The 25,610-nt window shown below is 71.3% G+C and carries 22 protein-coding genes; 17 read left to right on the top strand and 5 right to left on the bottom strand.

From position 1 onward, the window contains the following. Position 1 precedes the first annotated feature (1 nt). From BLQ62_RS17630 to BLQ62_RS17620, 3 genes are all read left to right on the top strand, one after another. Complete coding sequence (locus BLQ62_RS17630; RefSeq protein WP_068529035.1) at positions 2 to 1,471, top strand: S1C family serine protease; 1,470 nt, start codon at positions 2 to 4, stop codon at positions 1,469 to 1,471. A gap of 47 nt (positions 1,472 to 1,518) precedes the next feature. Beyond that, entirely contained in the window at positions 1,519 to 2,010 is a 492-nt protein-coding gene (gene tatB, locus BLQ62_RS17625; protein WP_068529038.1) for a Sec-independent protein translocase protein TatB, read from the top strand. 224 nt (positions 2,011 to 2,234) lie between these two features. Next, positions 2,235 to 3,155 (top strand): type IV toxin-antitoxin system AbiEi family antitoxin domain-containing protein, encoded by a 921-nt coding sequence (locus BLQ62_RS17620; RefSeq protein WP_082756836.1) that lies wholly within the window; start codon positions 2,235 to 2,237, stop codon positions 3,153 to 3,155. Between the two features lie 192 nt (positions 3,156 to 3,347). Here BLQ62_RS17620 and BLQ62_RS17615 read toward each other — a convergent pair whose 3' ends face one another. The 3 genes from BLQ62_RS17615 to BLQ62_RS17605 all read right to left on the bottom strand — a co-directional run bounded on the left by BLQ62_RS17615 (position 3,348) and on the right by BLQ62_RS17605 (position 6,717). Continuing rightward, entirely contained in the window at positions 3,348 to 4,484 is a 1,137-nt protein-coding gene (locus BLQ62_RS17615; protein ID WP_068529045.1) for an Mrp/NBP35 family ATP-binding protein, read from the bottom strand. A 45-nt stretch (positions 4,485 to 4,529) separates the two neighbouring features. After that, positions 4,530 to 5,873, bottom strand: coding sequence for a lytic transglycosylase domain-containing protein (locus tag BLQ62_RS17610; RefSeq protein WP_068568222.1), 1,344 nt, complete (start codon positions 5,871 to 5,873; stop codon positions 4,530 to 4,532). Between the two features lie 205 nt (positions 5,874 to 6,078). Beyond that, on the bottom strand, positions 6,079 to 6,717 hold the full coding sequence (locus BLQ62_RS17605; RefSeq protein ID WP_068568223.1) for a dTMP kinase: 639 nt from the start codon (positions 6,715 to 6,717) through the stop codon (positions 6,079 to 6,081). Between the two features lie 107 nt (positions 6,718 to 6,824). Between BLQ62_RS17605 and mtrA the strand changes: the two genes are divergently transcribed. The 6 genes from mtrA (at position 6,825) to secA (ending at position 15,606) form a co-directional block, all read left to right on the top strand. Next, positions 6,825 to 7,511, top strand: coding sequence for an MtrAB system response regulator MtrA (gene mtrA / locus BLQ62_RS17600; protein WP_068568224.1), 687 nt, complete (start codon positions 6,825 to 6,827; stop codon positions 7,509 to 7,511). A gap of 52 nt (positions 7,512 to 7,563) precedes the next feature. Beyond that, on the top strand, positions 7,564 to 9,228 hold the full coding sequence (gene mtrB, locus BLQ62_RS17595) for an MtrAB system histidine kinase MtrB (protein WP_068530396.1): 1,665 nt from the start codon (positions 7,564 to 7,566) through the stop codon (positions 9,226 to 9,228). Next, positions 9,221 to 11,017 carry an MtrAB system accessory lipoprotein LpqB gene (gene lpqB, locus BLQ62_RS17590; RefSeq protein WP_068529056.1) on the top strand — a complete coding sequence of 599 codons (1,797 nt, stop codon included), beginning with the start codon at positions 9,221 to 9,223 and terminating at the stop codon, positions 11,015 to 11,017. Before mtrB ends, lpqB begins: the two co-directional genes overlap by 8 nt. A gap of 465 nt (positions 11,018 to 11,482) precedes the next feature. Next, positions 11,483 to 11,719: a phosphoribosyltransferase family protein gene (locus BLQ62_RS24450; protein ID WP_331711123.1), complete on the top strand. Its 237-nt coding sequence runs from the start codon at positions 11,483 to 11,485 to the stop codon at positions 11,717 to 11,719. Positions 11,720 to 12,035: 316 nt separating this feature from the next. Next, the gene (gene hpf / locus BLQ62_RS17580) at positions 12,036 to 12,758 is read left to right on the top strand and encodes a ribosome hibernation-promoting factor, HPF/YfiA family (protein WP_082756839.1); all 723 of its coding nucleotides are present in this window, start codon (positions 12,036 to 12,038) and stop codon (positions 12,756 to 12,758) included. A gap of 133 nt (positions 12,759 to 12,891) precedes the next feature. Next, positions 12,892 to 15,606 carry a preprotein translocase subunit SecA gene (secA, locus tag BLQ62_RS17575; protein ID WP_068530404.1) on the top strand — a complete coding sequence of 905 codons (2,715 nt, stop codon included), beginning with the start codon at positions 12,892 to 12,894 and terminating at the stop codon, positions 15,604 to 15,606. A gap of 25 nt (positions 15,607 to 15,631) precedes the next feature. Here the strand turns inward: secA and BLQ62_RS17570 are convergent, their stop codons facing one another. Together BLQ62_RS17570 and BLQ62_RS17565 are read right to left on the bottom strand one after the other, a co-directional pair. Next, entirely contained in the window at positions 15,632 to 16,312 is a 681-nt protein-coding gene (locus BLQ62_RS17570; protein WP_068529062.1) for a lysophospholipid acyltransferase family protein, read from the bottom strand. Between the two features lie 65 nt (positions 16,313 to 16,377). Further along, positions 16,378 to 16,941, bottom strand: coding sequence for an Rv3235 family protein (locus BLQ62_RS17565; RefSeq protein WP_068568225.1), 564 nt, complete (start codon positions 16,939 to 16,941; stop codon positions 16,378 to 16,380). Positions 16,942 to 17,049: 108 nt separating this feature from the next. Here BLQ62_RS17565 and BLQ62_RS17560 point away from each other — a divergent pair, with 108 nt between their 5' ends. The 8 genes from BLQ62_RS17560 (at position 17,050) to BLQ62_RS17525 (ending at position 25,604) form a co-directional block, all read left to right on the top strand. Continuing rightward, positions 17,050 to 18,453 carry a WS/DGAT/MGAT family O-acyltransferase gene (locus tag BLQ62_RS17560; protein WP_068568361.1) on the top strand — a complete coding sequence of 468 codons (1,404 nt, stop codon included), beginning with the start codon at positions 17,050 to 17,052 and terminating at the stop codon, positions 18,451 to 18,453. Further along, positions 18,454 to 18,978 (top strand): DUF6912 family protein, encoded by a 525-nt coding sequence (locus BLQ62_RS17555; RefSeq protein WP_068568226.1) that lies wholly within the window; start codon positions 18,454 to 18,456, stop codon positions 18,976 to 18,978. A 28-nt stretch (positions 18,979 to 19,006) separates the two neighbouring features. After that, positions 19,007 to 19,441 (top strand): META domain-containing protein, encoded by a 435-nt coding sequence (locus BLQ62_RS17550; protein WP_068568227.1) that lies wholly within the window; start codon positions 19,007 to 19,009, stop codon positions 19,439 to 19,441. Positions 19,442 to 19,597: 156 nt separating this feature from the next. Next, on the top strand, positions 19,598 to 20,743 hold the full coding sequence (locus BLQ62_RS17545) for a ferredoxin reductase (RefSeq protein ID WP_068529074.1): 1,146 nt from the start codon (positions 19,598 to 19,600) through the stop codon (positions 20,741 to 20,743). Between the two features lie 90 nt (positions 20,744 to 20,833). After that, complete coding sequence (locus BLQ62_RS17540) at positions 20,834 to 22,093, top strand: fatty acid desaturase family protein (RefSeq protein WP_068568228.1); 1,260 nt, start codon at positions 20,834 to 20,836, stop codon at positions 22,091 to 22,093. Between the two features lie 182 nt (positions 22,094 to 22,275). Continuing rightward, positions 22,276 to 23,781 carry a SulP family inorganic anion transporter gene (locus BLQ62_RS17535; protein ID WP_068568229.1) on the top strand — a complete coding sequence of 502 codons (1,506 nt, stop codon included), beginning with the start codon at positions 22,276 to 22,278 and terminating at the stop codon, positions 23,779 to 23,781. Between the two features lie 9 nt (positions 23,782 to 23,790). Then, positions 23,791 to 24,204, top strand: coding sequence for a MerR family transcriptional regulator (locus tag BLQ62_RS17530; RefSeq protein WP_068529081.1), 414 nt, complete (start codon positions 23,791 to 23,793; stop codon positions 24,202 to 24,204). A gap of 113 nt (positions 24,205 to 24,317) precedes the next feature. Next, complete coding sequence (locus tag BLQ62_RS17525; protein WP_068529084.1) at positions 24,318 to 25,604, top strand: fatty acid desaturase family protein; 1,287 nt, start codon at positions 24,318 to 24,320, stop codon at positions 25,602 to 25,604. The last annotated feature ends 6 nt before the right edge of the window (positions 25,605 to 25,610 follow it).

Genomic DNA, 25,610 nt, shown 5'->3' with positions numbered 1-25,610 from the left:
CGTGACCTCCGATCCCGACGCCCGGCGCCCGCGCCTGGAGCCGCGCCCCACGTACCGCCCCTCGGTGTCCGAGGGCGAGCAGGTCGTCTTCGGCAGGCCGGACGGGGTCGACGGTGCCTTCGCCCCCGAATCCGTCCGCAGCGCCACCGCGCGCGGGCCGCAGCCGCAGGCCGCAGCGCCCGATCCCGTTCTCACCGAGGCCTTCTCCCGCCCGGCCGGCGCCACCGAGGCGCTGCAGCGGGATCCGTACGCCGCGCCGCTGGTCCCCGATCCGGAGCCCGAGCCCGTCGACCCGTGGCGCGATACGCAGTCCGTCGCCGCGCTCGGTGAGCCCGGTGTCACGCCGCCCGCGACGCCGCAGCCTCAGCCCGACACGGAGCAGCTCGGCGTCCGCGACGTTCTCTTCGGCCGCCGCGTCTCGGTGCGCGCGCTGGTCGTGCTCGGCGTGATCGCCCTCGTGATCGGCCTGCTCGGCGGCGCAATCGGGCGCATCACCGGCAGCTCCGTCCAGAAGCTCACCGACTCCCGCGTGAGCATCCCCGTCGACGACACCGAGGTCACCGACCAGGGTGCCGTCGCCGGCATGGTCTCCAAGGTCGGCGCCAGCGTCGTCACCATCGAGGTGCGCACCAAGACGACCGGTGAGACCGGCTCCGGCTCGGTGATCGACGCCGAGCGCGGCTACATCATGACCAACAACCACGTCGTCGAGACGGCGTCCAACAACAAGGACGCCAAGATCGAGGTCGTCTTCTGGAACGGCAGGCGCACCCCGGCGCAACTCGTCGGGACGGACCCGTACACGGACGTCGCCGTGGTGAAGGTCGCGGTCGACGGGCTGCAGCAGATCAGCCGCGGCGATTCGAGCCGGCTCATCGCGGGCCAGCCGGTGGTGGCGATCGGCTCGCCGCTCGGGCTGCGGCGCACCGTCACCTCCGGCGTGGTCTCGGCCACGCATCGCCCGGTGCAGGGGCCGGCCAACGGCCCGAACCCGCCCGCCACGTTCGACTCGGTGCAGACCGACGCGTCCATCAACCCCGGCAACTCCGGGGGGCCGCTGCTCGACCTCAAGGGCCGGCAGATCGGCATCAACACGCTCGGCCTGGCGCCGTCGGGTGGCTCCATCGGCCTGAACTTCGCCATCGCGGCGGACGTCGCCTTCCCCATCGCCGAGTCGATCATCCGCGGCGAGAAGGTCGTGCACGCCGATCTCGGCATCAACGGCCGCGAGGTCAGTAACGAGGCCGCGTCCGGCGTGCGCGTGGAGAACGTGAAGAAGGGCGGCGCCGCCGAGAAGGCCGGCATCCGCGAGGGCGACGTCATCACCAAGGTCGGCGACACCGAGGTGGCCGAGGCCGCCGACGTCATCGTCGCGATCCGTGCCACGGGCGTCGGCAAGGAGACGACGGTGACCGTCGCCCGCGACGGCCGGCAGGTCCCGATCACGGTCACGCCGCAGCCGCTGAACTGAGCCGCCGTGGCGTGCACGCGCCGCTGAGCGTCCCGTAGCATGGCGGAGTGTTCAGCAATCTCGGCATGGGGGAAGTCCTCATGCTGGTCGTGGTGGGTCTGGTGATCCTGGGGCCGGAGCGGCTCCCGGGAGCGGTCAACTGGTTCTTCACCGCGCTGCGGCAGGTGCGCGACTACGCCACCGGCGCCACGCAGCAGCTCAAGGACGACATGGGCGGCGATTTCGATGCCATCCGCGAACCGCTGCAGCAGATCCAGAACCTGCGCGGCATGACGCCCACCGCCATCGTCACCAAGCACCTCCTCAACGGCGACGACTCGGTGATCCGCGAGATGGGCGATCAGGTCCGCTCCACCGCCGACGCGCTGAATCTGCGCAAGGCCGTCGACGCCGCCGCGCCCGTCGCCGCGCCCGTCGCCTCGCTCGAGAAGGCCGCGCCCGAGTCCCCGATGCCGGAGCAGCGCGCCCCCACCATGCCGCGGATGCACAAGCCGCTGGCCCCGGAGGAGCGCGCCCCCTTCGACGTCGACGCCACCTGAGCCCGGCCTCGCCCGAACGGTTCCGGCAGCGCGCTGCCGATCTTCGTCAGCGCTGCCGGTTCTCGGCAGCGTAGGTGGGTTCCGGCAGCGTGAGCAGGGGATTCGGCAGCGTTCCACGATGCCGAGTGCGGTCGGTCGGTCGTGCCCCTGTGGAAAACCGCGATCCTGTGGATGACCGGGCTCGCGCAGCTCGATCGCGCTCGCCGGTGCGGTTCACTGACCGCATGGGACAGATGTGGACACGAGCGCAGCTCAGGGCGATGGGCTGGAGCGATGAGCGGATCGCCCGTGCAGCGGACGCGGAGCTGACGCGACTGGCGCACGGCGTCTACGGCGAGCGGACCGCCGACGCGCCGCAGTGGGTCCGGGACCGGGAACGCGTTCTCGCGGCGGCGCTGACCTGCGATGCGGTGGTCAGCCACGAGAGCGCCGCGTTCCTGCACGGCATTCCCGTCCTCCGCCCGGACCGGCGGTACGTGCACTTCACCATCGACCGCGCCGGCGGCGGATGGAAACGCCGCGAACAGCACGTGCACGCGCGGCCGCTGAGCGCGGATCAGATCACGATCGTCGATGGGGTGCGGGTGACGTCGCGGTGTCGCACTGCGGTGGACGTCGCCATGTCCGGCGGGGTGGAGCGGGCGGTCTGCGCGTTCGACGCCGTCCGCCTCGAGCCCCGGTATCCGCGGCCCGAGGACCCGGACCCGATTCCGGTCGCCGACCTGCAGACGTGCCTGGGCCGGCTGGCGCGATGCCGGGGCGCCGCAGTGGCGCGGAGGGCGCTCGACCTCTCCGTGACGTGCAGCGAATCCGCGGGCGAGTCCCTCTCGCGCATGCAGATCCTCGGTGCGCGCCTGCCGAGGCCGCGGTTGCAGGCCCCGCGGGTCCTCGACGACGAGCTCTTCTACGCCGACTTCGACTGGGGCACCGTGGTGGGAGAGTTCGACGGTCGCGCCAAGTACGGCGACGATCCCGAGGAGGTCACCGCCGCGCTCGCCGAGGAGAAGCGTCGACAGGAGCTGTTCGCCGCCGCTGGGATCGACGTGGTCCGCTGGCGCTGGCGGGTGCTGAACACCGCCGGCGGGCTGCATCGACTGTTGCTGCCCGCGCTGGCCCGCGGCGGACTCATCGCCGCGGGTGTGTGACGGCGCCGGGTTTCGGCAGCGCGCTGCCGGAACTCACCCACGCTGCCGAAAGTCGGCAGCGCACAGGAAATCCGGCAGCGCGCTGCCGAAAGTCGGCAGCGCACAGGAAATCCGGCAGCGCGCTGCCGAAACCTGTGCGACGCACCGGCCGCCGGAACGCAGGCGCGTGCACGCCGGCGGCGGACCGTCGGGCTAGAGGTGGCGGGTGGTGTCGATGCCGAGCGACATGCCGGCCAGGCCGCGCTTGCGGACGGCGAGCTTGTCGGCGATGGCGCGCAGGGCGGCGCCGGTGGGGGAGTCCGGCGCGGAGAGCACCACCGGGACGCCCCCGTCGCCGGCCTCGCGCAGCTGCGGGTCCAGCGGGATCTGGCCGAGCAGCGGCACGTCGGCACCCACGGCCCGGGTGAGCCGGGACGCGACCTGCTCGCCGCCGCCGGAGCCGAAGACGTCCAAGACGGTCCCGTCGGGCAGCGTGAGCCCCGACATGTTCTCGATGACGCCGGCCACGCGCTGGCGGGTCTGCAGCGCGATGGCGCCGGCCCGCTCGGCGACCTCGGCGGCCGCGGTCTGCGGGGTCGTGACCACCAGGATCTCGGCCCCCGGGATGAGCTGGGCGATGGAGATCGCGACGTCGCCAGTGCCGGGCGGCAGGTCGAGGAGCAGCACGTCGAGATCGCCCCAGAAGACGTCGGCGAGGAACTGCTGCAGCGCGCGGTGCAGCATCGGGCCGCGCCACACGACGGGGGTGTTGCCGGTGGTGAACATGGCCACCGAGATCACCTTCACGCCGTGCGCCTGCGGCGGCATGATCATCGAATCGACCTGGGTGGGCCGCGCGTCGGTGCCCATCATCCGCGGTACGGAGTGGCCGTAGATGTCGGCGTCGAGCACGCCGACGGACAGCCCACGGGCAGCGAGCGACGCGGCGAGGTTCACCGTCACGGAGCTCTTGCCCACGCCGCCCTTGCCCGACGCGACCGCGTACACGCGGGTAAGCGAGCCAGGTTGGGCGAACGGAATGACGGGCTCGGCCTTGTCGCCGCGCACCGTCTTGCGCAGCTCGGCGCGCTGCTCGTCGTTCATCACGTCCAGCTCGACGCGCACCGCGCCGGTGCCGGGCACGTCGGCGACGGCCGCCTGCACGCTGTCGACGATCCGGGTGCGCATCGGACAGGCGGAGGTGGTCAGGTACACCTCGACGTCGACCGACGAGTCGGCCTGCACCGCCACCGACTTCACCATCCCCAGATCGGTGATCGGCTTGCCGATCTCGGGGTCGTTCACGGTGGCCAGGGCCGACCGGATCTGCTCTTCCGTAACCGCACTCATAACGCCCACCATCGTATCCGCAGGCCCGGGCGCGAGAAATCCGCCTTACCGCGGGGGACGGGGCACCGTCGGGGACGAGGAGGGAACGGGCCTGCTCGACGGTGCCGGGCGCACCGAGGGCGGCGTGGGACGGACCGCGGGAGGAGGAACCGGGCGGCTGGTCGACGGTCCGCTCGGCGGGATCGCGAGCGCGCCGCCCGGCCCGGCGGGGGCGGACGGGGCGGGCGTACCGGGGCGGGCCGGGCCCGACGGTGCGCCGGGCGCACTCGGACGGCCGGCGGTGCCGGGCGGCGGCGTCGCGCAGTCGGTCACGGTGGTGGGGAGCGGCTTCCCGTCGGGCCCGCGAGCCGCGCCGGATGCGGCCGGTGCCGAGGGCCCGGCGGGCGGCTTCGCCGAGGTGGTCGCGGCCCCTGGTGTCGCGGGGACCCCGGCCGCCGAGGTCGTCGCCGGGGGCGCCGTGCCGGGGCCGGACGGTGCCGCAGCGCCCGGCGATGCCGGAGGCCCGGACGGCCCGGACGGGCCGGACGGGCGCGACGGCGCACCGTCGGGCGCGCCGCAGCCGACGACGACCACCCGGCCGGGCGGCAGGGGCTTGGGCAGCTGTGTCGGCGGCGCGACGGGGGCGGTCATGTCGGGAATGCCGCCGACGGGGATCGCGCGGTCGCGGTAGGCCTTGGACCAGGCCACCACGTTGTCGACGTAGGCGTTCGACTGGTTGTAGGCGAAGACCGCGACCCGCTGCGCCGGTTCCGCCGACAGCCCGGATGCGCTGGAGCAGAGGTAGCGGGCGGCGCCGTACGCGGCGTCGCGCACGTTGTTGACGTCGGCCTTGCCGTCGCCGGAGCCGTCGCCGCCGAACAGGGCCCAGGTGGTGGGGAGGAACTGCATGGGGCCCAACGCCCGGGCGAAGCCGGCGCCGTCGCGGATCACGGCGTTGCCGGCGAGCGTCCCGTCGAGGACGGGGCCCTCGATCGGGGTGAGGGTGTTGCCCGCGGCGTCGACGTTGCCGCCGTCCGCGTGGCCGGATTCGATGCGGCCGATCGCGGCGACGAGGTTCCACTCGACGCCGCAACCCGGCGCCTCGAGCGCCATCCGGTCGGCGGCGCCGCGGTAGGCGGCGTACGCCGCGCCGGGGATGCCGAGCGGGCCGGGCGCGACCTTGACCGCCTCCGGCCGGGGCGGGACGGGGACGTGCCGCGATGCGGGGGCGGCGGCCCCGGCGGGGGCGGGTGGGCGCAGGTCCGCGAGGCCGATCGCGGCCTGCGCGACGAGCTGGGGACCGTCGGCGCGGGGTTCGGTGGCGATCCGTGGGCCGACGGTGTCGGCGCCCGCGACGCCGAGCAGTAGGGCGGCCGCACCCGCCGCGGCGGTGGCTCCGAGGATCCGCACTTCTCGTCCCTCCCGGTTACTGACGAGTCAGTTTCGTGGCGCACGTTACTGCGCCGCAGCACCGTTGCGGGTGGGACTTCAGTGAAAATCAAAGATGTCATTCAGGTTCGGAACGATCGCCCTCGAGCTCACGATGTCGAGTTCTGCGGCGCTACGAGTGCTCCTGCGCACGTCCGCGACCGCGGAACGCGGCATCGTGAGGCGGTCAGGAAAGGGCGGCGATGGCGTCGGCCAGCAGCTCCGGCGCGTCGTCGACGCCGTGCACGTGCCACGGAGAGACCCAGCCGGCGGCGGCCAGCCCGGTGTAGACCGCGCCGGTGCGGGTCTGGAGTACGCCGTCGCGCTCGTAGGCGTCGCGTGCGCGGGCGGCGTCGCTCGCCTCCCGCGAACGGGCCCGCTCAGCGGCGACGGTCACCGGCACGTCCAGGTAGACCTGCAGGTCGGGGCGCGGTAGGCCGAACCGGTCGAACTCGAGCTCGCGCACCCAGGTCGCCACGGCACCGTCGGGGCCCTCGCCCAGGCGCGCGGCGCTGTACGCGGCGGAGGAGGCGGCGTACCGGTCGAGCAGCACCACGTCGTGGGTGGCCAGTGCGGCGCGGATGTCGGGCGCGGCGGCCTGCCGGTCGAACGCGAAGAGAAGGCCCATGCCGTAGACGGACTCCGCGACGTCGCCGTTGCCACCGCGCAGCGCCTCGGCGGCGAGGTCGGCGAACTGCGTGCCGTAGCGGGGGAAGGCGAGCGCGGTCACCGTCAGGCCGCGCCCCGTGAGGCGCTCCGTGACCGCGCGGGTCAGCGTGTTCTTCCCCGCGCCGTCGAGGCCTTCGATCGCGACCAGTCGTCCCATGCAGGCGATCGTAGGGTGCGCCGCCGACCGGACGTGCGGCGCGGTGCGATCGCGAACTGGCCGTGTGGATGTGTCGTACGGGCGGGAACTCGGGCGGCAATGACACTATGGACAGCATGAAACCCCGGATCCTGGTGATCGACGACGATCCCGCGCTCGCGGAGATGCTCACCATCGTCCTGCGCAACGAGGGCTTCGACTCGACGGTGGTCGGCGACGGCACGCAGGCGCTCAGCGCCGCCCGCGAGTTCCGGCCCGACCTGGTGCTGCTGGACCTGATGCTCCCCGGCATGAACGGCATCGACGTGTGCCGCGTGCTGCGCGCCGATTCGTCCGTGCCGATCGTGATGCTCACGGCCAAGGCCGACACCGTCGACGTGGTGCTCGGCCTCGAGTCCGGCGCCGACGACTACGTGATCAAGCCGTTCAAGCCGAAGGAACTCGTCGCTCGGGTGCGGGCCCGGCTGCGCCGCACCGACGACGAGCCCAGCGAGCTGCTCTCGATCGGCAACGTGGTCATCGACGTGCCGGCGCACAAGGTGACCCGGGACGGCGCGGTCATCTCCCTCACGCCCACCGAGTTCGACCTGCTGGTGACGATGGCGCGCAAGCCGCGCCAGGTCTTCACCCGCGACGTGCTGCTCGAACAGGTGTGGGGCTACCGGCATCCGGCGGACACCCGCCTGGTCAACGTCCACATCCAGCGGCTGCGCGCCAAGATCGAGAAGGACCCGGAGAACCCCGAGATCGTGCTCACCCTGCGCGGCGTCGGCTACAAGGCCGGTCCGGCGTGAGCCGCGGGAACGCCGGAGCCCGCTCCGCATGAGCGGGTCCCGTCGGTCCGAGCTGATCGGGCGGGCGCGGACCGCATGGCAGTGGCTGCGTCGGCGCGACCCCGCCGACCTGCTCGGCGACCTGATGCGCCTGGTGGGCGCCGCACTGTCGTACGCGGGGCGGATGTGGCGGCGATCGCTGCAGCTGCGGGTGGTCACGCAGACCCTGGTGCTCAGCCTCACGGTGCTGCTCCTGCTGGGGTTCGTGCTCACCTCGCAGATCACCAACCAGCTGATCAACGCGAAGCTGGCCGCGGGCGAGGAGGAGACGGCCCGGGTCAAGCAGAACGTCGAGGTCGCGCTCGGGCGCACCGAACCGCGCACCGAGGGCGTGGAGTCGGTGCTGCGCAGCGTACGGTCCAGCCTGGTCAGTCAGGGGCTCGACGTGGGCCCGACGGCGGCCCGCTCCGGCAACTACGACCCCGTCCTGATCGTCCCGAACGGCGCCGGGCGCCCGCCCACCGTGTTGGGCAGTGAGAGCGAGGTCCCGCAGAGCCTGCAGAACTTCGTCCGCAGCGGCCAGGCGTCCTATCAGCACGCGACCGTCACCGACAGCACCGGCAGGTACGGCAAGGTGATGGTGATCGGCACCCCCGTGCAGTCGACCATCGCGGGCCTCGAGCTGTACCTGGTGTTCCCGCTCACGCAGGAGGAGAACACCCTCAACCTGATGCAGGGCACGCTCTACACCGGCGGCGCGGTGCTGGTGCTGCTGCTGGCCGCGGTCAGCCTGCTGGTGGCCCGGCAGGTGGTGCTGCCGGTGCGTTCCGCGGCGCGGATCGCCGTGCGCTTCGCCGAGGGCAGGCTGAAGGAACGCATGCCCGTGCGCGGTGAGGACGACATCGCGCGCCTGGCGATGAGCTTCAACGACATGGCCGAGTCGCTGTCCAAACAGATCGGCCAGCTCGAGGAGTTCGGCGATCTCCAGCGCCAGTTCACCTCCGACGTCTCGCACGAGCTGCGCACGCCGCTGACCACCGTGCGGATGGCCGCCGACATGATCGCCGACTCCGCCGACGAGCTCGATCCCGGCCTGCGCCGCACCACTGAGCTCATGGTCAAGGAGCTGGACCGGTTCGAGACCCTGCTCGCCGAGCTGCTCGAGATCTCCCGGCACGACGCGGGCGTCGCCGAGCTGCACGCCGAGCGGATCGACATCGAGGTCCCGATCGCCTCCGCGATGGCGACCGTCCGGCACCTGGCCGAGCAGTCCGAGACCGAGCTGATCCTGGACATGCCGGACGACCCGGTCATCGTCGAGGCCGACACCCGGCGCGTCGAGCGGGTGCTGCGCAACTTGCTCGCCAACGCCATCGACCACAGCGAGGGCAAGCCGGTCATCCTCACCATGCGCGCCGACGACGACGCCGTGGCGGTCACCGTCCGCGACTACGGCGTGGGCCTGCGCCCCGGCGAGGAGAAGCTCGTCTTCAACCGGTTCTGGCGCTCCGATCCGTCGCGGGTGCGCCGCTCCGGCGGCACCGGCCTGGGCCTGGCGATCAGCATCGAGGACGCCCGCCTGCACAGCGGCCGGCTCGAGGCCTGGGGCGAGCCGGGCAGCGGCTCCTGTTTCCGGCTGACGCTGCCCCGCACGCGCGGCGGCAAGGTCACCGTCAGCCCCCTGCCCCTGAAGTCGATGGCGCGCCGCGGCGCGGACGGGAGTTCCGACGATGCCTGACCTGCGACGCACCGCCGGCGTGCGGGCGGTCGCCGTCCTGCTCGCGACCCTGCTCGTGCTCGCCGGTTGCGCCAACATCCCGGCGTCGACCAGCCCGCGGGTGATCGGCGACCTGGGCGGCGAGTCGGCCTCGCCCGACCGCGACATCACGCCGCGCCGCGACGCGCAGCCCGAGATCATCGTCCGCGACTTCCTCAAGGCGAACGCGCTCGCCGACGGGAACTACGCGGCCTCGCGCAAGTTCCTGCTGCAGAACGCCGACTGGCAGGTGCCCAAGCGGGCCGTCGTGGTCAAGAACATCGACGTGCTGCCCACGGACCGCGCGGCCGGCTTCATCAAGGCCACCATCCGCGCGCAGGCCACGGGTTACCTCGAGCTCGACGGCACCTTCACCCCGGCCACGCAGTCGATCACGCAGAACGTCCAGCTGGTGCAGGCCGACGGGCAGTGGCGCATCCAGGGGATCAGCGATGTCGGGACCGAGCCCATCCTGGTGATCGACGCCGATCAGTTCGGTTCGGTCTACCACCGCTACCTGCTGTACTTCCCCGATCCGACGGGCCGCACGCTGGTGCCGGACGCGCGCTGGCTGGCCAGCCCCCGCTCGAAGCTCGCCGCCGACCTGCTGTTGCTGCTGGTCCGAGGCCCACGCGCCTCCCTCAAGGACGCGGTGTTCAATCCCTTCGGTACCAACGCGGCCGTCCGCGGCGCGGTGACCGCCGCGCAGGGCGAGAACCGCGACCCGGGCGTGGGTTTCGCGGGTGTGCAGGTGGACTTCACGGGCCTGCCGCGGATCGAACCCGACGTCGCGCGGCTGGTCGCGGGGCAGGTCGTGTGGACCCTCGCGAGCGCCGACGTGCAGGGGCCGTACGTGATCACCGTCGACGGATCCTCGCTCGACGACAAGCACCAGGCCGGCTGGAACCCCAACGACGTCGCCTCGATCAGCCCGAACGCCTCCTCCGATCTCGCGGTCGGCCTGCACGGCGTCCTCGACGGCCGGTTCGTCAAGATCGCCGCCGACCAGGTCACGCCCGTCGCCGGACCGCTCGGCTCCGGTACGGGCATCCGGTCGGTGGGACTGTCGGGCACGGGGCGTCAGGTGGCGGCCGTCCTCGACGCGGGCGCTCGCGGCGAGCCCGGGACCGCGCTGACGATGGGGCCCTACGGCGGCGTTCCGACGCAGGTCCTCACGGCCGGCTCGATGACGAGGCCGTCGTGGACGCCGGACGACGGCAGCGTCTGGACGGTGCTCGACGGGACGCGGGTGGTCCGGGTCCGGCAGGACCAGTCCACCGGCGAGGTCACCACCGCGGACATCGACTCCGGCGAGGTGGCGGCCGCGGTCCCCGGCCCCATCTCCGAACTGCGGCTCTCCCGCGACGGTGTGCGGGTGGCCCTGGTCGTCGCCGGCCGGGTGCTCGTGGGCGTCGTGCAGACCGCGGCCGACGGGCGGACCCGCATCACGAACCTCGCGCAGGTGGTCACCGACCGGGACCTGGCCGCGTCGTCCGTCGACTGGCAGAGTGGCGACACCCTGTTCATCGGCCGCAACACCTCCGACTCGCCGGTGCTGCAGGTGCGCTACGACTCCGGCGAGATCCGGGCCCTGCCGAGCCGCAACCTCTCGCCGCCGGTCACCAACGTCGCGGTGTCGATGAGCGCCGTGTACGCCACCGACATGTCGGGGGTGTGGGAGATCGGCATCGGTCCCGACAGCGACGAGCAATACTGGAGCCAGGTGGATCGCCTGGCGGGGGGCCGGGCGAACCCGGTGCTGCCGGGGTAGGACCGCCGGAGCGGGGGGAGCCGTGCACGTGGTGCGAAGGCTCGCCGGCGCGGTGGCCGGCGGGGCCGACGATCTGCTCGAACTCGCGGTACCGCGCACCTGCGGCGGCTGCGGTGCCCCGCGGGTGCGCTGGTGCGCGCGGTGCGAGGCGGCCCTGCACGACGCGCCGGCCCTGATCCGCACCACCGTCGAGCCCGGGACACCCGTGTGGACGCTGGGCCGCTACGACGGTCCGCGCCGCCGCGCGGTGCTCCAGCTCAAGGAACGGGGCCGGGGCGATCTGGCCGCGCCGCTGGGCCGGGGCCTGGCGCACGCGCTGTTGCGCCTGCGCGCGTGGGGTGAGCTCGACGGTCCGCTGGTGCTGATCCCCGCGCCCACGACGGCCTGGGCCGCGCGCCGCCGCGGCGGCGACGTGGTGACCGCGGTGTGCCGCGCCGCCGCCCTCACCGCGACGGGGTGTGCGCGATGTCCGTCGCCCCCGTGCTGCGCTCGGTGGGCGCGGCGGAATCGGTGGGGCTCAGTGCTGCTGCGCGGGCCGCCAACGTCCGCGGCACCGTCCGGGTGCGCGGCCTGCCGGGCGCCGGCACCGTCGTCCTCGTCGACGACGTGGTCACCACCGGCGCCACCCTGGCCGAGTCCGTCGCCGCGCTCGCCCGGCGGGGCGTGAGCGTCGCCGCCGCGATCACCCTCGCCGCGGCGTGAGCGTGCGGTGGGCACGGAGCGCGTCCCGGACGCGGTCGCTCGCACTCGCGCGGCGGGAGGTCGCCGAGCGGGGTCGCCGCGGAGTGGCGCGCCGGTGAACTCACAGTGACCAAATCCTGGCGGGATCGGCGAACCGGGGCTATCTTCGGGGGTACCTTTCCCGGTTCGAGAAAGAGGAGGTGATGTCGCACCCTCCCTGGCGCCCGGCAGTCCGCCCGGCGTTCGAATCTGAGCCTGCATCCGCGCGCACCTGACCGAGTCCGGACTGGTGATCCGTACTGGCGCAGTGTGATCGGGCCCGCACGAAAGGTTTCACATGACCCTTCTGTCCCCGCGAGATACGAACCGCACCAATACGCCCAGCGTCGAGGTCGACCCCTTCCGCGAACCCGGCCACATCGCCGACGAGCGCGACAAGGAGTACCTCACCCCCGACTGCCCCGTGGCCATCGACGGCCGCAACGTGGAGGTCCCCGATCACTTCCGCGTGTACCTGGAGGACAAGCTGGCGCGCCTCGAGAAGTTCCGCCCCACCATCACCCTGTTCGAGGTGAGTCTGTTCCACGAGCCCAACCCGCGGCAGTCCAAGTCGTGCCAGCGGCTTGAGCTCACCGTGCGCGGCAAGGGCGGCGTCGCCCGTGCCGAGGCCGCGGCGGAGAACTTCTACGCCGCCTTCGAGACCGCCCTGTCCCGGCTGCAGAGCCGGCTGCGCAAGGCCGCGGACCGCAAGAAGGTGCACTACGGCAACCGCACCCCGGTCTCCGTGGCCGAGGCGACGGCCCCGTCGGCCCTGCCGGACGCCCCGCCCCGCACCGAGGACGACGACGATCCGTACGCCGCGCTGGTCGAGGATCACCTGCCCGGCCAGATCGTGCGCACCAAGGACCACCCGGGCACCCCGATGACCGTGGATGACGCGCTCTCCCAGATGGAACTGGTCGGTCACGACTTCTTCCTGTTCTTCGACAAGGAGACGGAGAAGCCGTCCGTGGTGTACCGGCGGAAGGCCTTCGACTACGGCCTCCTCCGCCTGACCTGACGTTTCGCCTACCATGGATCCCGGTCGCGGACGACGCGGCCGGGATTCGTGTGTGCGCGCGCTCACTTGACTCGTAACGGATTGAGGTTGCTCAGTGGTTCTCTCCAAGGTGCTGCGGTTCGGCGAAGGCCGGATGGTCAAGCGGCTCGACGGCTTGGCCTCCTACGTGGAGAGCCTGGGCGACGAATACGCGGCGCTCTCCGACGAGAAGCTCCAGGCCAAGACCGAGCTCTTCAAGACGCGGCTGGAGAAGGGCGAGTCGCTCGACGAGATCCTGCCCGAGGCGTTCGCCACGGCCCGCGAGGCCGCGTGGCGCGTGCTCGGCCAGAAGCCCTACCACGTCCAGATCATGGGTGCGGGTGCCCTGCACGAGGGCGACATCGCCGAGATGAAGACCGGTGAGGGCAAGACCCTGACCTCCGTCATGGCCGCCTATGCCAACGCGCTCACCGGTAAGGGCGTGCACCTGGTCACCACCAACGACTACCTCGCCAAGCGCGACGCCGACTGGATGGGCCGCGTGCACCGCTTCCTCGGGCTCGAGGTGGACTGCATCCTGGCGGGCCAGGACCCGGAGCGCCGCCGGCAGGCCTACAGCGCCGACATCACGTACGGCACCAACAACGAGTTCGGCTTCGACTACCTGCGCGACAACATGGCGCACAGCGAGCAGGAGCTCGTCCAGCGCGGCCACAACTACGCCATCGTCGACGAGGTCGACTCGATCCTCATCGACGAGGCCCGCACGCCGCTCATCATCTCCGGCCCGGCCGACGGTTCGAGCAAGTGGTACACCGAGTTCTCCCGGATCGTGCCGCTGATGGAGAAGGACACCCACTACGAGGTGGACATCCGCAAGAAGACGATCGGCGTCAACGAGGCCGGCGTCGAACTCGTCGAGGACCAGCTGGGCATCGAGAACCTCTACGACGCGCAGAACTCGCTGCTGGTCAGCTACCTCAACAACGCGATCAAGGCCAAGGAGCTCTACGAGCGCGACAAGGACTACATCGTCCGCTCGGGCGAGGTGCTCATCGTCGACGAGTTCACCGGCCGCGTGCTCGCGGGACGCCGCTTCAACGAGGGCATGCACCAGGCGCTCGAGGCCAAGGAGGGCGTCGAGATCCAGGCCGAGAACCAGACGCTCGCCACCATCACGCTGCAGAACTACTTCCGCCTCTACGACAAGCTCTCGGGCATGACGGGTACGGCCGAGACCGAGGCCGCCGAGCTGCACCAGATCTACAAGCTGGGCGTCATCCCGATCCCGACCAACAAGCCGATGATCCGCAAGGACCAGACGGACCTGATCTACAAGACGGAGGAGGCGAAGTTCGCCGCCATCGTCGACGACATCGCCGAGCGGCACGAGGCCGGCCAGCCGGTGCTGATCGGTACCACCTCGGTCGAGCGCTCCGAGTACCTCTCCCGCCAGCTCGAGCGCAAGAAGATCCCGCACACCGTGCTCAACGCCAAGTTCCACGAGCAGGAGGCGGCGATCATCGCCAAGGCCGGTACGCCCGGCGCGGTCACCGTCGCCACCAACATGGCCGGCCGTGGTACCGACGTCGTGCTCGGCGGCAACCCCGACATCCTCGCGGACCTGGCGCTGCGCGAGCAGGGCCTCGACCCGGTCACGACGGCCGAGGAGTACGAGGCCGCCTGGGACGCGACGATCGAGCAGATCAAGAAGGAGTCCAAGGCGGCGGGCGACAAGGTCCGCGAGGCGGGCGGCCTGTACGTGCTCGGCACCGAGCGGCACGAGTCGCGGCGCATCGACAACCAGCTGCGCGGTCGCTCCGGCCGCCAGGGCGACCCCGGCGAGTCCCGCTTCTACCTCTCGCTCGGCGACGAGCTGATGCGGCGCTTCAACGGCGCGCAGATCGAGGCGTGGATGAACCGTGTCAACCTGCCCGACGACGTGCCGATCGACAACAAATTCGTCTCCCGCGCCATCCGCAGCGCGCAGACGCAGGTCGAGCAACAGAACTTCGAGATCCGCAAGAACGTCCTCAAGTACGACGACGTGCAGAACGAGCAGCGCAAGGTCATCTACGACGAGCGTCGCAAGATCCTGCGTGGCGAGGACCTCTTCGACCAGGTCAACCACATGACCGACGACGTGGTCTCCGCGTACGTCGACGGCGCCACCGCCACCGGCTACGTGGAGGACTGGGACCTCGAGGAGCTGTGGACGGCGCTGCGCACCCTGTACCCGATCGAGCTGGACTGGAAGCAGGTCGTCGGCGAGGACGAGAACGGCGATCGCGACGAGATCACCAGCGGTGAGCTCAAGGAGATCCTTCTCAAGGATATTCACGCGGCGTACGACAAGCACCAGGAGAGCATCGAGCAGGCCGCGGGCGAGGGCACCATGCGCCAGGTCGAGCGTTCGGTGCTGCTGTCGGTGCTGGATCAGAAGTGGCGCGAGCACCTCTACGAGATGGACTACCTCAAGGAGGGCATCGGCCTGCGGCAGATCGCGCAGCGCGACCCGGTGGTCGAGTACCAGCGCGAGGGCTACGACATGTTCAACGGCATGCTCGAGGGCCTCAAGGAGGAGTCGGTCGCGACGCTGTTCAAGGTGCAGGTCCAGCAGCCCGAGGACGGCGCCGCCGGCGCCGAGGGGAGCGCTCCCGCGCAGGCGCAGGTGAGCAGCCCGGTGGCCGAGCCGGATCCGGAGAAGATCCGGCTCTCCGGACCGTCCGAGACGGGCGACCTGACCGAGGTCGCGCAGACCGCCGACGAGCCGCAGGGCACCCGTTCCGAGCGGCGCGCGGCCAAGCGCGACGCCGAGAAGGCCGCGCAGAAGGCGGCCGCGGCGCGCGGCAAGCACCGCCGCAAGTAGGGCACGGCGACCGTAAGAAGGGCGGCTACTTGCCGCCCTTCTTCGCGTAGTCGGGCACACGCTCCTGGCCGGTGCGCTCGCCGATGACGTCCATCAGCCGGTCGGTGGCGCGGCGGATCGACTCGGGATCGTCGAGACTCGCGTCGCTCAGGTCCAGCGGCGGCAGCACGTCGACCGCGACGCGGCTCCGCAAGAAGTTCTTGCGCGTCCGGTGATCGGTGCGCGCCAATGCGATCGGGACCAAGGGCGTGCCCGTCGCCAGCGCCACGCGGACCGCCCCGGTCTTGCCCTTGTAGAGCCGGCCGTCGGGGGAGCGGGTGCCCTCGGGGTGGATGCCCCAGGCGCCGCCGCCCTCGACGATCGACGTGGCCGCCTCGAGGGCGGGCGCCGAGACGGAGCCGCCCCGGCGGTCGACGGGGATCTGTCCCATGCCGGAGAAGAAGATCTTCTTGAGCCGCCCCTTGAGGCCCGGCTCGGTGAAGTAGTCGGCCTTGGCGAGGAAGCTCACCGGCCGGCGCGCGCTCTGCACCACGTAGAACGAGTCGGAGATCGCGAGGTGGTTGGCCGCCAGGATCACCGGCCCCGTGCGTGGAATGTTCTCCAGCCCGGTGTATTCCGGGCGCCCCCACACCCAGAGCGCGGGGCCGATCAGCAGGTGGCGCGCCACCCGGTAACGGAACGCGGCACGCAGCGAACTCAGCGACATCCCCTGTATGTACCGCTTCGTGGCCCCGGGCGGTCCCGATTCGCGCAAACGCGCCCCCGCGCCGCTCATGCGGCCGTGGTGAACGCGACCCACCGCCACCGTCCGGCCGCGGCCTCGACCCGTCCCGCGGCCGCGAGCACCCGCTCCCCGCGGGTGTAGGTCAGAAAGATCTCCGCCCCCACCTCCGGGCCCGGCGTGCGGCGCCGCGGCCGCTGCACCAGCTCGCGGGGAGTGCCGACGTGCACGTTCCCCCAGCCCGAGACGGTGGTGGCCGGCCCCGTCTCCGCCAGTGCCCGCAGCACGTCGACGACGGTGCCGGTGGCGATCGTCGCCAGGTGCTTGGCCGGCCGGCGGCGGTCGAGCACCTCGAACACCGGCCGCAGGGTGGAGAGCACGAACCTGTGCGCGTCCGGGTGGACGGCCGCGACCGGCCCGGGGGTCGCGACGGGCTCGGACGGGCCGGACCGGGCGGGGGCGGGCAGCGGCGGCGCGGGCGAGACGGCGCGGGCGCGGCACAGCGGCTGCGCCGGTGGTTCGGCGTCCGGCGCGCGCAGCACGACGAAGCCGGGATCGACGGTGCGCGGTGCGCGCGTGCGCGACCCGCCGGCTGTGGAAATGATCGCCCCCATACTGATTAGACGCATCAGCGGGCCGTTCGGATCCCACGCACTCGCCCGGGCGGTGCAGGGGTGATCCCGTATGCTGGCGCCGACGATCGGTGCGCGGGGGAGGTGCAGGTGAAGGGCAGGCTCGGCCAGTCGGATGCGGAGTTCTACGCGTTGGAGGACTCCACGACGCCCACGCACGTCGGCTCCCTGGTGGTCCTGGGACGCCCCGAGGAGGGGCTGGACTACGAGCGCCTGCTCGACACGATCGAGGAGCGGCTCGCGGAGGTGCCGCGCTACCGGCAGAAGGTGCGCACCGTGCCGCTCGGGATCGCCCGCCCGGTGTGGATCGAGGACCGCGATTTCGACATCACCTACCACGTGCGGGTCTCCGCACTGCCCCAGCCGGGCAGCGACGATCAGCTGCACGACCTGGTGGCCCGGCTCAACTCGCGCCCGCTCGACCGGGAGCGGCCGCTGTGGGAGGTCTACCTGATCGAGGGCCTCGCCGATGACCGGCTCGCGGTGTTCTCCAAGACCCACCTCGCGCTGGTCGACGGCCGCGCGAACGTCGACCTGATGCAGCTCCTGCTCACCGACTCCCCGCACACGCCGCAGCCGCCCGAGGACCTGTGGATGGGCCAGCACGAGCCCAGCGACGGTGAACTGGTGATGGGCGCCGTCATCGACATGCTCTCGCGCCCCAAGCGCACCGCGGCGATGTTGCAGGGCGTCGTCGGCGAGGTCGCCGAGTCCATCACGGGCCTGCAGGAGGACGCCGCCAACGTCATCGAGCGGGCGTCGAGCCTGGTGCGGGCGCGCACCGCCGTGACCCCGGTCCGCTCGCTCAACGTGCCCGTCTCCCGGAGCCGCCGGTTCGCCGTGGCCCGGATGGAGCTCGACGAGTTCCGCCGCCTGCGCGCCGCATTCGGCTGCACCGTCAACGATCTGCTGCTGTCGGTGATCGCCGGTGGCCTGCGCACGTGGCTGATCTCGCGCGGCGAGCCGATCAGCGCCGGCACCGAGGTGCGGGTGCTCGAGCCGATCGCCGTCGACGACGTGGGCCTCGGCGTGGGGGAGCAGGTGCGCGCCTACGTGGTGCGGCTGCCCGTGGCCGAGGGCAACGCCGTCGTGCGGATGCGCCAGATCGCGCACGGCGCGGCGGCGCAGGTGGACCGGAACCGGCAGGTCGCGGCCCGGGCGCTGGCCACCAGCGGCGGCTTCACCCCGCCCACCCTGCACGCGCTCGGGGCGCGCACCGCGATGAGCGTCTCGCCCCGCTCGTTCAACACCCTGGTCACCAACGCGCCGGGCCCGCAGGCCCCGGTGTACCTCTCCGGCATCGAGGTGCAGCAGGTGTACCCGGTGCCGCCGCTCATCGCCAATCAGGTGGTGGCGATCGGCATCACGTCGTACAACGGCACCGTCTACATCGGCCTGAACGCCGATCGCGACGGGATGTGGGACGTGATGTCGATGACCGAGTTCTTGTACGAGGCGCTGGACGAGCTCGCCGCGTCCGCGAAAGGGGAGTAGATGACGGTCCGCGTGTACGTGCCGAGCACCTTGGCAGGGCTGCAGGTCCTGCAGCGCGACGGCGAGCTCTTCCCCTTGGGCGGCACCGTCTTCGGGGTGACCCCGGCGCTGCGCGAGGCCTACACCTCGGGCGACGACGAGGAACTCGCCGAGGCCGCGATGCGCCAGGCCGCGCGGGCCTCGCTGCGGCTGCTCGCCGTCGACGACGAGCCCGCCGCGGACGGGGAGGGCGAACCGGACCCGGTGCGGCGCGTCGTGATCACCGTCGACGTCGCGGCGGCGAAGGAGCGCCCGGACCTCGACGACGCCGTGCTCAAGGTGAACGAGCCGATCCGCCTGAAGAACGTCGTGGCGGTGCACGTCGACGTCTCCGAGGCCGAGCCTGCCGTGACCCGCGCAGCGCAGGTCGTCGACGCCGCGGATCTCGGCGACGAGGACGCCGAGCTCGCCGTCGGCGACGCCGAGGATCACGACCTGGCCTGGTACGCCACCCAGGAACTGCCGTTCCTGCTGGAACTGCTCTGACGCCCGAGCTCGGCGTTACGGTGGGGACATGACAGTGCGCGGTGCCCGGTACGCGGCGGCCGTCCTCGTGGGGGCGGGCGTGCTGAGCGTCGCGCCCACCGCCGCCGCGGCCCCGGTGCCGCTGACCGGTACGCAGTGGCGGTTCGAGTCGAGCGGCTTCGCCCGCACCGCGCCGGTGCGGTACACGGGCTCCCCGGCGTACTTCAGCATCACCGGCAAGGGCGGTGGCGGCAACGACGGCTGCAACGTCTTCGGCATGGACGTCGCTCTCGACGGCGATCGCGCGCGGTTCAGCGGCCTGGTCTCCACACTGCGCGCGTGCGTCGCGCCGGGCGCGGGCGAGCATTTCCGCGCCGCTTTCTCCGGCGTGCGCACCGTCCGGGTGGAGGGGAACCGCCTGCGGGTCAACGACGGTCCGCGCGGCTACTGGACCTTCGTCGCCGCGGGCCCGGCGAAGCGCTGATCGCTCGGGGACGCGTCCCGAACGTCGGGTCCTGCGCCCCTCGGCGCCGAAATCCTGCCACCGACCGCCGCAGAACCCGACGTTCGGTCGCGGCACCCGATAGGACAACCTGCCCGAAATTGTCCCAAGAGGTTACGGCACCGTAGGCTCACGGGCATGAGCAACTCTTTCCGAGCCTTCCGTGATTGGCTCGAGGCCCCGGCCAAGGACGTCTCCGCCGAGCATCCCCGCACCAACCTGGTGCGCGGCGCGGTGGCGCGGCTCACCACGCCGCTGCTGCCGGACGACTACCTGCACCTGATCAATCCGCTGTGGTCGGCGCGGGAGCTGCGCGGCAAGATCGTGCGCGTCGAGCAGGAGACGGACGAGTCGGTCACGCTCACGATCGAGACCGGCTGGGGCTTCAACACCAAGTACGAGGCCGGCCAGTACGTGGGCATCGGCGTCCTCGTCGACGGCAAGTGGACGTGGCGCTCGTACTCGCTGACCTCGGTGCCCGACATGGGTCAGGGGCGCGGCCCGCGCGAGGTCTCGATCACCGTCAAGGCGATGAACGAGGGCTTCCTGTCCAACCACCTCGTCACGGGGGTGCGCGAGGGCACCATCGTGCGGCTGCAGGCGCCGTCGGGCGACTTCACGCTCCCGAACCCGCTGCCGCCGAAGGTCCTGTTCCTCACCGCGGGCAGCGGCATCACGCCGGTCATGGCGATGCTCCGCACGCTCGAGCGGCGCGGCATCCCCGCCTCCACCGACATCGTGGCCGTCCACTCCGCGCCGAACGCCGATTCGGCGCTGTTCCGCGACGAGCTCGCGGCGTTCGACGCCAATCACGACAACGTCTCCGTGCAGCTGCGCTACACCCGCGACGAGGGCCGGCTCACCCCGGAGAACATCGGCGCGGCCGTGCCGGACTGGCAGGAGCGGCAGACCTGGATCTGCGGGCCCGGCGTGTTCCTCAACGACATGGAGAAGGCCTGGAAGGACCGCGGCATCGAGTCGCGCCTGCACCAGGAGCGGTTCACCGTCGAGCGCGCGGACGTCTCCGCCTCGGGCGGCGAGGTCGGCTTCCTCAAGTCGGGCAAGAAGACCGACGTCGACGGTGCCACCACCCTGCTCGAGGCGGGCGAGGCGATCGGCGTGCAGATGCCCTTCGGCTGCCGCATGGGCATCTGCCAGACCTGCGTGGTGCAGCTGGCCGACGGCCAGGTCCGCGACCTGCGCAGCGGCGAGCTGCACACCGAGGGCGAGCGCATCCAGACCTGTATCTCCGTGGCGGTCGGGGACTGCACGCTCGACGTCTGACGCCTGCTCGGGCCGCCCCGATTGACACCTACGAGGCCGTAACTTACGGTTGCGTAGGTTAGAACGGACACCACCGGAGGGCGGCCCCGCATGGCGATCACCGACATTCCCGAGTACGCGCACCTCACCGAGGCCGACGTCGAGACGCTCGGGGCCGAGCTGGACGCGATCCGGCGCGACATCGAGTCCGCGCGCGGCGCGTCCGACGTGCGGTACCTGCAGCGCACGATCGCCGCCCAGCGCGGGCTGGAGGTGGCGGGCCGCCTCATGCTGCTCGGCGCCCACAAGCGCGGATTCTGGTGGGGCTCGGCGGTCTCGCTGGGGCTCGCCAAGATCATCGAGAACATGGAGCTCGGGCACAACATCATGCACGGGCAGTGGGATTGGATGAACGATCCCGAGATCCACTCCACGACATGGGAGTGGGACAACGCCGGTACGTCGCGGCTGTGGAAGCACACCCACAACTACGTGCACCACAAGTACACGAACGTCCTCGACATGGACGACGACGTGGGCTACAAGACGCTGCGCGTCACGCGTGATCAGCCGTGGACCCCGTTCAACGCGGGCAACCTGGCCTACAACACGATCCTCATGCTGCTCTTCGAGTACGGCGTGGCGATCCAGCACCTCGAGCTCGGTCGCGCCGCCACCAAGTGGAAGAAGCCGTGGTTCGACCGCGAGGGCTTCAAGGCCGACGCCTCCGACGTCGGCCACAAGATCGGCCGGCAGGTGCTCAAGGACTACGTCGCGGCGCCGCTCCTGGGTGCGCCCCTCGGCGGTCGGCGCGGCTGGCGCAAGGCGCTCACGGCCACCGTCACCGCCAACGTCATCCGCAACGTCTGGACCAACGCGGTCATCTTCTGCGGGCACTTCCCCGACGGTGCCGAGAAGTTCACCAAGCAGGACGTCGACAACGAGACGCAGGCCGAGTGGTACCTGCGCCAGATGCTCGGCAGCGCCAACCTCTCGGGCGGCCCCGTGATCGACTTCCTCTCGGGCAACCTGAGCTACCAGATCGAACACCACCTGTTCCCGGACCTGCCGTCGAACCGGCTGGCGGAGATCGGCGTCCGCGTGCGTGCGCTGTGCGAGAAGTACGACCTGCCGTACACGATCGGCCCGCTGCACGTGCAGTACTACAAGTCGTGGCGGACCATCGCCAAGCTCTCGCTGCCGGACAAGTACCTGCGCGATACCGCCGACGACGCTCCCGAGACCGCCTCCGAGGCGATGTTCGCGGGCACCGAGTTCGCGCAGCCGCGCATCGACGAGGCCACCGGCCGCCGGTTCGGCCTCAAGGCCGCCCGCGCCGCGGTGCACGCCCGCCGTCGCCGCCGCGCCTGAGCGCCGCCGCTGAGCGCTGCTGCCGAGTATCCGCGGTCGAGCAGCGCGGCAGGACCGAGAGGAACCCTCCCCTAACGGGAGGGTAGAGTTCGGAGCGGCGCGCGCCCCTGCGCGCCGTCCCACTCGTGCGTCGCACCCGGCCCCTCGCGCTGTGCGACCGATGTCCCGGAGGTCCGATCGCGATGGCAGTACGAACGGATCCGGTGACCCCGGCCGGCGAGGTCGGGGTCCGCGCGGCGCTGCGCAGTCCCCGACGGCTGAAGACCGAGGTGCTCGCGGGCCTCGTCGTGGCCCTGGCCCTGATCCCCGAGGCGATCTCGTTCTCGATCATCGCCGGAGTCGATCCGCGCGTGGGCCTGTTCGCGTCCTTCACCATGGCGGTCACCATCGCCGTCGTCGGCGGCCGGCCCGCGATGATCTCCGCCGCCACCGGCGCCGTCGCCCTCGTGGTGGCGCCCATCGCGCGGGAGCACGGCCTGGACTACCTGCTCGCGACGGTGATCCTCGCCGGCGTCCTCCAGGTGGTCTTCAGCCTCCTCGGCGTCGCCAAGCTGATGCGGTTCATCCCGCGGTCGGTGATGGTCGGCTTCGTCAACGCCCTGGCCATCCTGATCTTCCTCGCCCAGCTCCCGCACCTGACCGACGTGCCGTGGCTGGTGTACCCGATGATCGTCGTCGGCATCGTCATCCTGGTCGGCCTGCCGAGGCTCACCACCGCGGTGCCCGCGCCGCTGGTCGCGATCGTCGTGCTCACCGCCGTCACCCTCGGATTCGGGCTGGGCGTGCCCGACGTCGGCGACGAGGGGGAACTGCCGAGCACGCTGCCGCACTGGCTGATCCCCGACGTGCCGTACACCCTCGACACGCTGCGGCTGATCGCTCCGTACGCGGTCGCGGTGGCGCTGGTGGGGCTGCTCGAATCCCTGATGACGGCCAAGTTGGTCGACGACATCACCGCCACTCCGTCGGACAAGACCCGCGAGGCCTGGGGGCAGGGCGTGGCCAACGTCGTCACCGGCTTCTTCGGGGGCATGGGCGGCTGCGCGATGATCGGGCAGACGATGATCAACGTCAAGGACTCCGGTGCGCGTACCCGGATCTCGACCTTCCTCGCCGGCCTGTTCCTGCTGATCCTCGTCGTCGGCCTCGGCGACCTGGTGGCGCGGATCCCGATGGCCGCGCTCGTGGCGGTGATGGTGATGGTGGCGGTGGGCACCTTCGACTGGCACAGCATCGCCCCCGCCACCCTGCGGCGCATGCCGCGCAGCGAGACCGCGGTCATGCTCGTGACCGTCGCGATCACCGTCGCCACGCACAACCTCGCCTACGGCGTCATCGGCGGTGTCATCGTCGCGACGCTGCTGCTGGTGCGGCGGGTCGCGCACTTCACCGAGGTCGTGCCGGTCGACTCCGACGATCCCGGCACGCGCGTCTACCGGGTGCGCGGCGAGCTGTTCTTCGCCTCCAGCAACGACCTGGTCCACCAGTTCGACTACGTGGGCGATCCCGCGCGCGTGATCGTCGACCTCGGGCAGGCGCACGTCTGGGACGCCTCCACCGTCGCCGCGCTCGACGCGATCGAGACCAAGTACCGCGGCAAGGGCAAGACGGTCGAGTTCGTCGGCCTCGACCCGGCGTCGTCGGAGCGGCACGACCGCCTGCGCGGGCACCTCGGCGGCGAGCACTAGGCTCGCGCCATGACCGACGATCGGGGACGCGGCCCGCTGCTGCAGATCGGCCAGGTCGCGGAGGCGACGGGACTCTCGCTCAAGACGATCCGGCACTACGACGAGATGGGGCTGGTCGCCCCGTCCGAGCGCAGTCCCGGCGGCTTCCGGCTCTACACCCCGGCCGACGTGGAGCGCCTGCTGGTGATCCGGCGGATGAAGCCGCTCGGCTTCACGCTCGAGCAGATGCGGGACCTGCTCGCCGCGCTGGACACGCTCGCCGATCCGCAGGCCCCGGCCGGAGTGCGCGGCGACGCCGCGCTCTTCGTCGACCAGTGCTCGGACGCTGCGCACCAGCGGTGCGCCGAGCTGCGCGACCAGCTGGCGATCGCGGAGGAGTTCGCGGACACCCTCGCCGGCGCGGCGGCGCGCCACCGGGTGTGACCTGAGCCCCACGGTGGAACAAGATCGGTGACTTTGTCCCAAACGGCTGCTACGGTGGAATCGTTCTGTTCTTGAGGCCGCTGCATGCGGTCGTACCGATTGGGGATCGCCTCGTGGCTATCACTGACATCGCGGAGTACGCGCACCTGACCGACGCCGACATCGAGGCGCTCGGTGCCGAGTTGGACGCGCTGCGCCGTGAGATCGAGGAGAGCCGCGGCGAGGAGGACGCCAAGTACATCCGCCGCGTGATCAAGAGCCAGCGCATCGCGGAGACCGCGGGCCGCGTCTTCGGGCTCGGTGCCGGCATGAAGGGCTGGAAGGGCAAGGCCGCCTGGGCCGCCTCCGCCGCGTGCCTGAGCTACGCGAAGGTGATCGAGAACAACGAGCTCGGCCACAACATCATGCACGGCCAGTGGGACTGGATGAACGATCCGGAGATCCACTCCACCAACTGGGAGTGGGACAGCGCCTCGGACGGCAAGTTCTGGCGCCACACCCACAACTACATGCACCACAAGTACACCAACGTCACCGACATGGACGACGACATCGGGTACGGCATCCTGCGCGTCACGCGCGATCAGCCGTGGGAGCCGTACATGCTCTTCAACCCGATCTACAACTTCACCCTCATGATCGGCTTCCAGTACGGCAAGGCCGTGCAGCACCTCGAGCTGATGAACGCCATGAAGGCGGCGCTCAACGGCGGCGAGCAGTACGCGAACTACGACTGGGAGGAGTTCCGCTCCCGGCTCAAGGTGGTCCTGACGAAGATCGCCAAGCAGACCGCCAAGGACTACGTCCTGTTCCCGGCGATGGCCGTCCCGTTCACCGGCGCCCGTGGCTACAAGAAGGCCGCCTCGGCCAACTACGTGGCCAACACCGTGCGCGACGTGTGGGACCACATGACGATCTTCTGCGGCCATTTCCCGGACGACGCCGAGAAGTTCACCATCGAGGACATCGAGAACGAGACGCTCCCCGAGTGGTACCTGCGCCAGATGCTGGGCACCGCGAACTTCGAGGGCAGCGACGCCCTGCACTTCATCACCGGGCACCTGGGCCGGCAGATCGAGCACCACCTGTACCCGGACCTGCCCTCGAACCGGTACAACTACATCAACTCGCGGCTCGTCGAGATCTGCGAGAAGTACGACCTGCCCTACAACACCGGCCCGATGTGGAAGCAGTACGCCGAGTCGTGGCGCACCATCATCAAGCTCTCGCTGCCGGACCGGTTCCTCAAGGCCACCGTCGACGATGCGCCCGAGACGCACTCGAACAAGCGCTTCTACGACGAGAACGGCGTGAGCACCGTGGTGCGGGGCGAGATCGATGCAGACGGCAACCGTCGTGGCCTGCGCTCGCACGTCGAGGAACTGGCGGCCGCGAAGTGACCGGTC

This window comes from Tsukamurella pulmonis (assembly GCF_900103175.1).
Taxonomy (GTDB): Bacteria; Actinomycetota; Actinomycetes; order Mycobacteriales; family Mycobacteriaceae; genus Tsukamurella; species Tsukamurella pulmonis.
The sequence above is the reverse complement of the archived record's forward strand: the minus strand, read 5'-3'. Positions and strand labels throughout refer to the sequence as shown.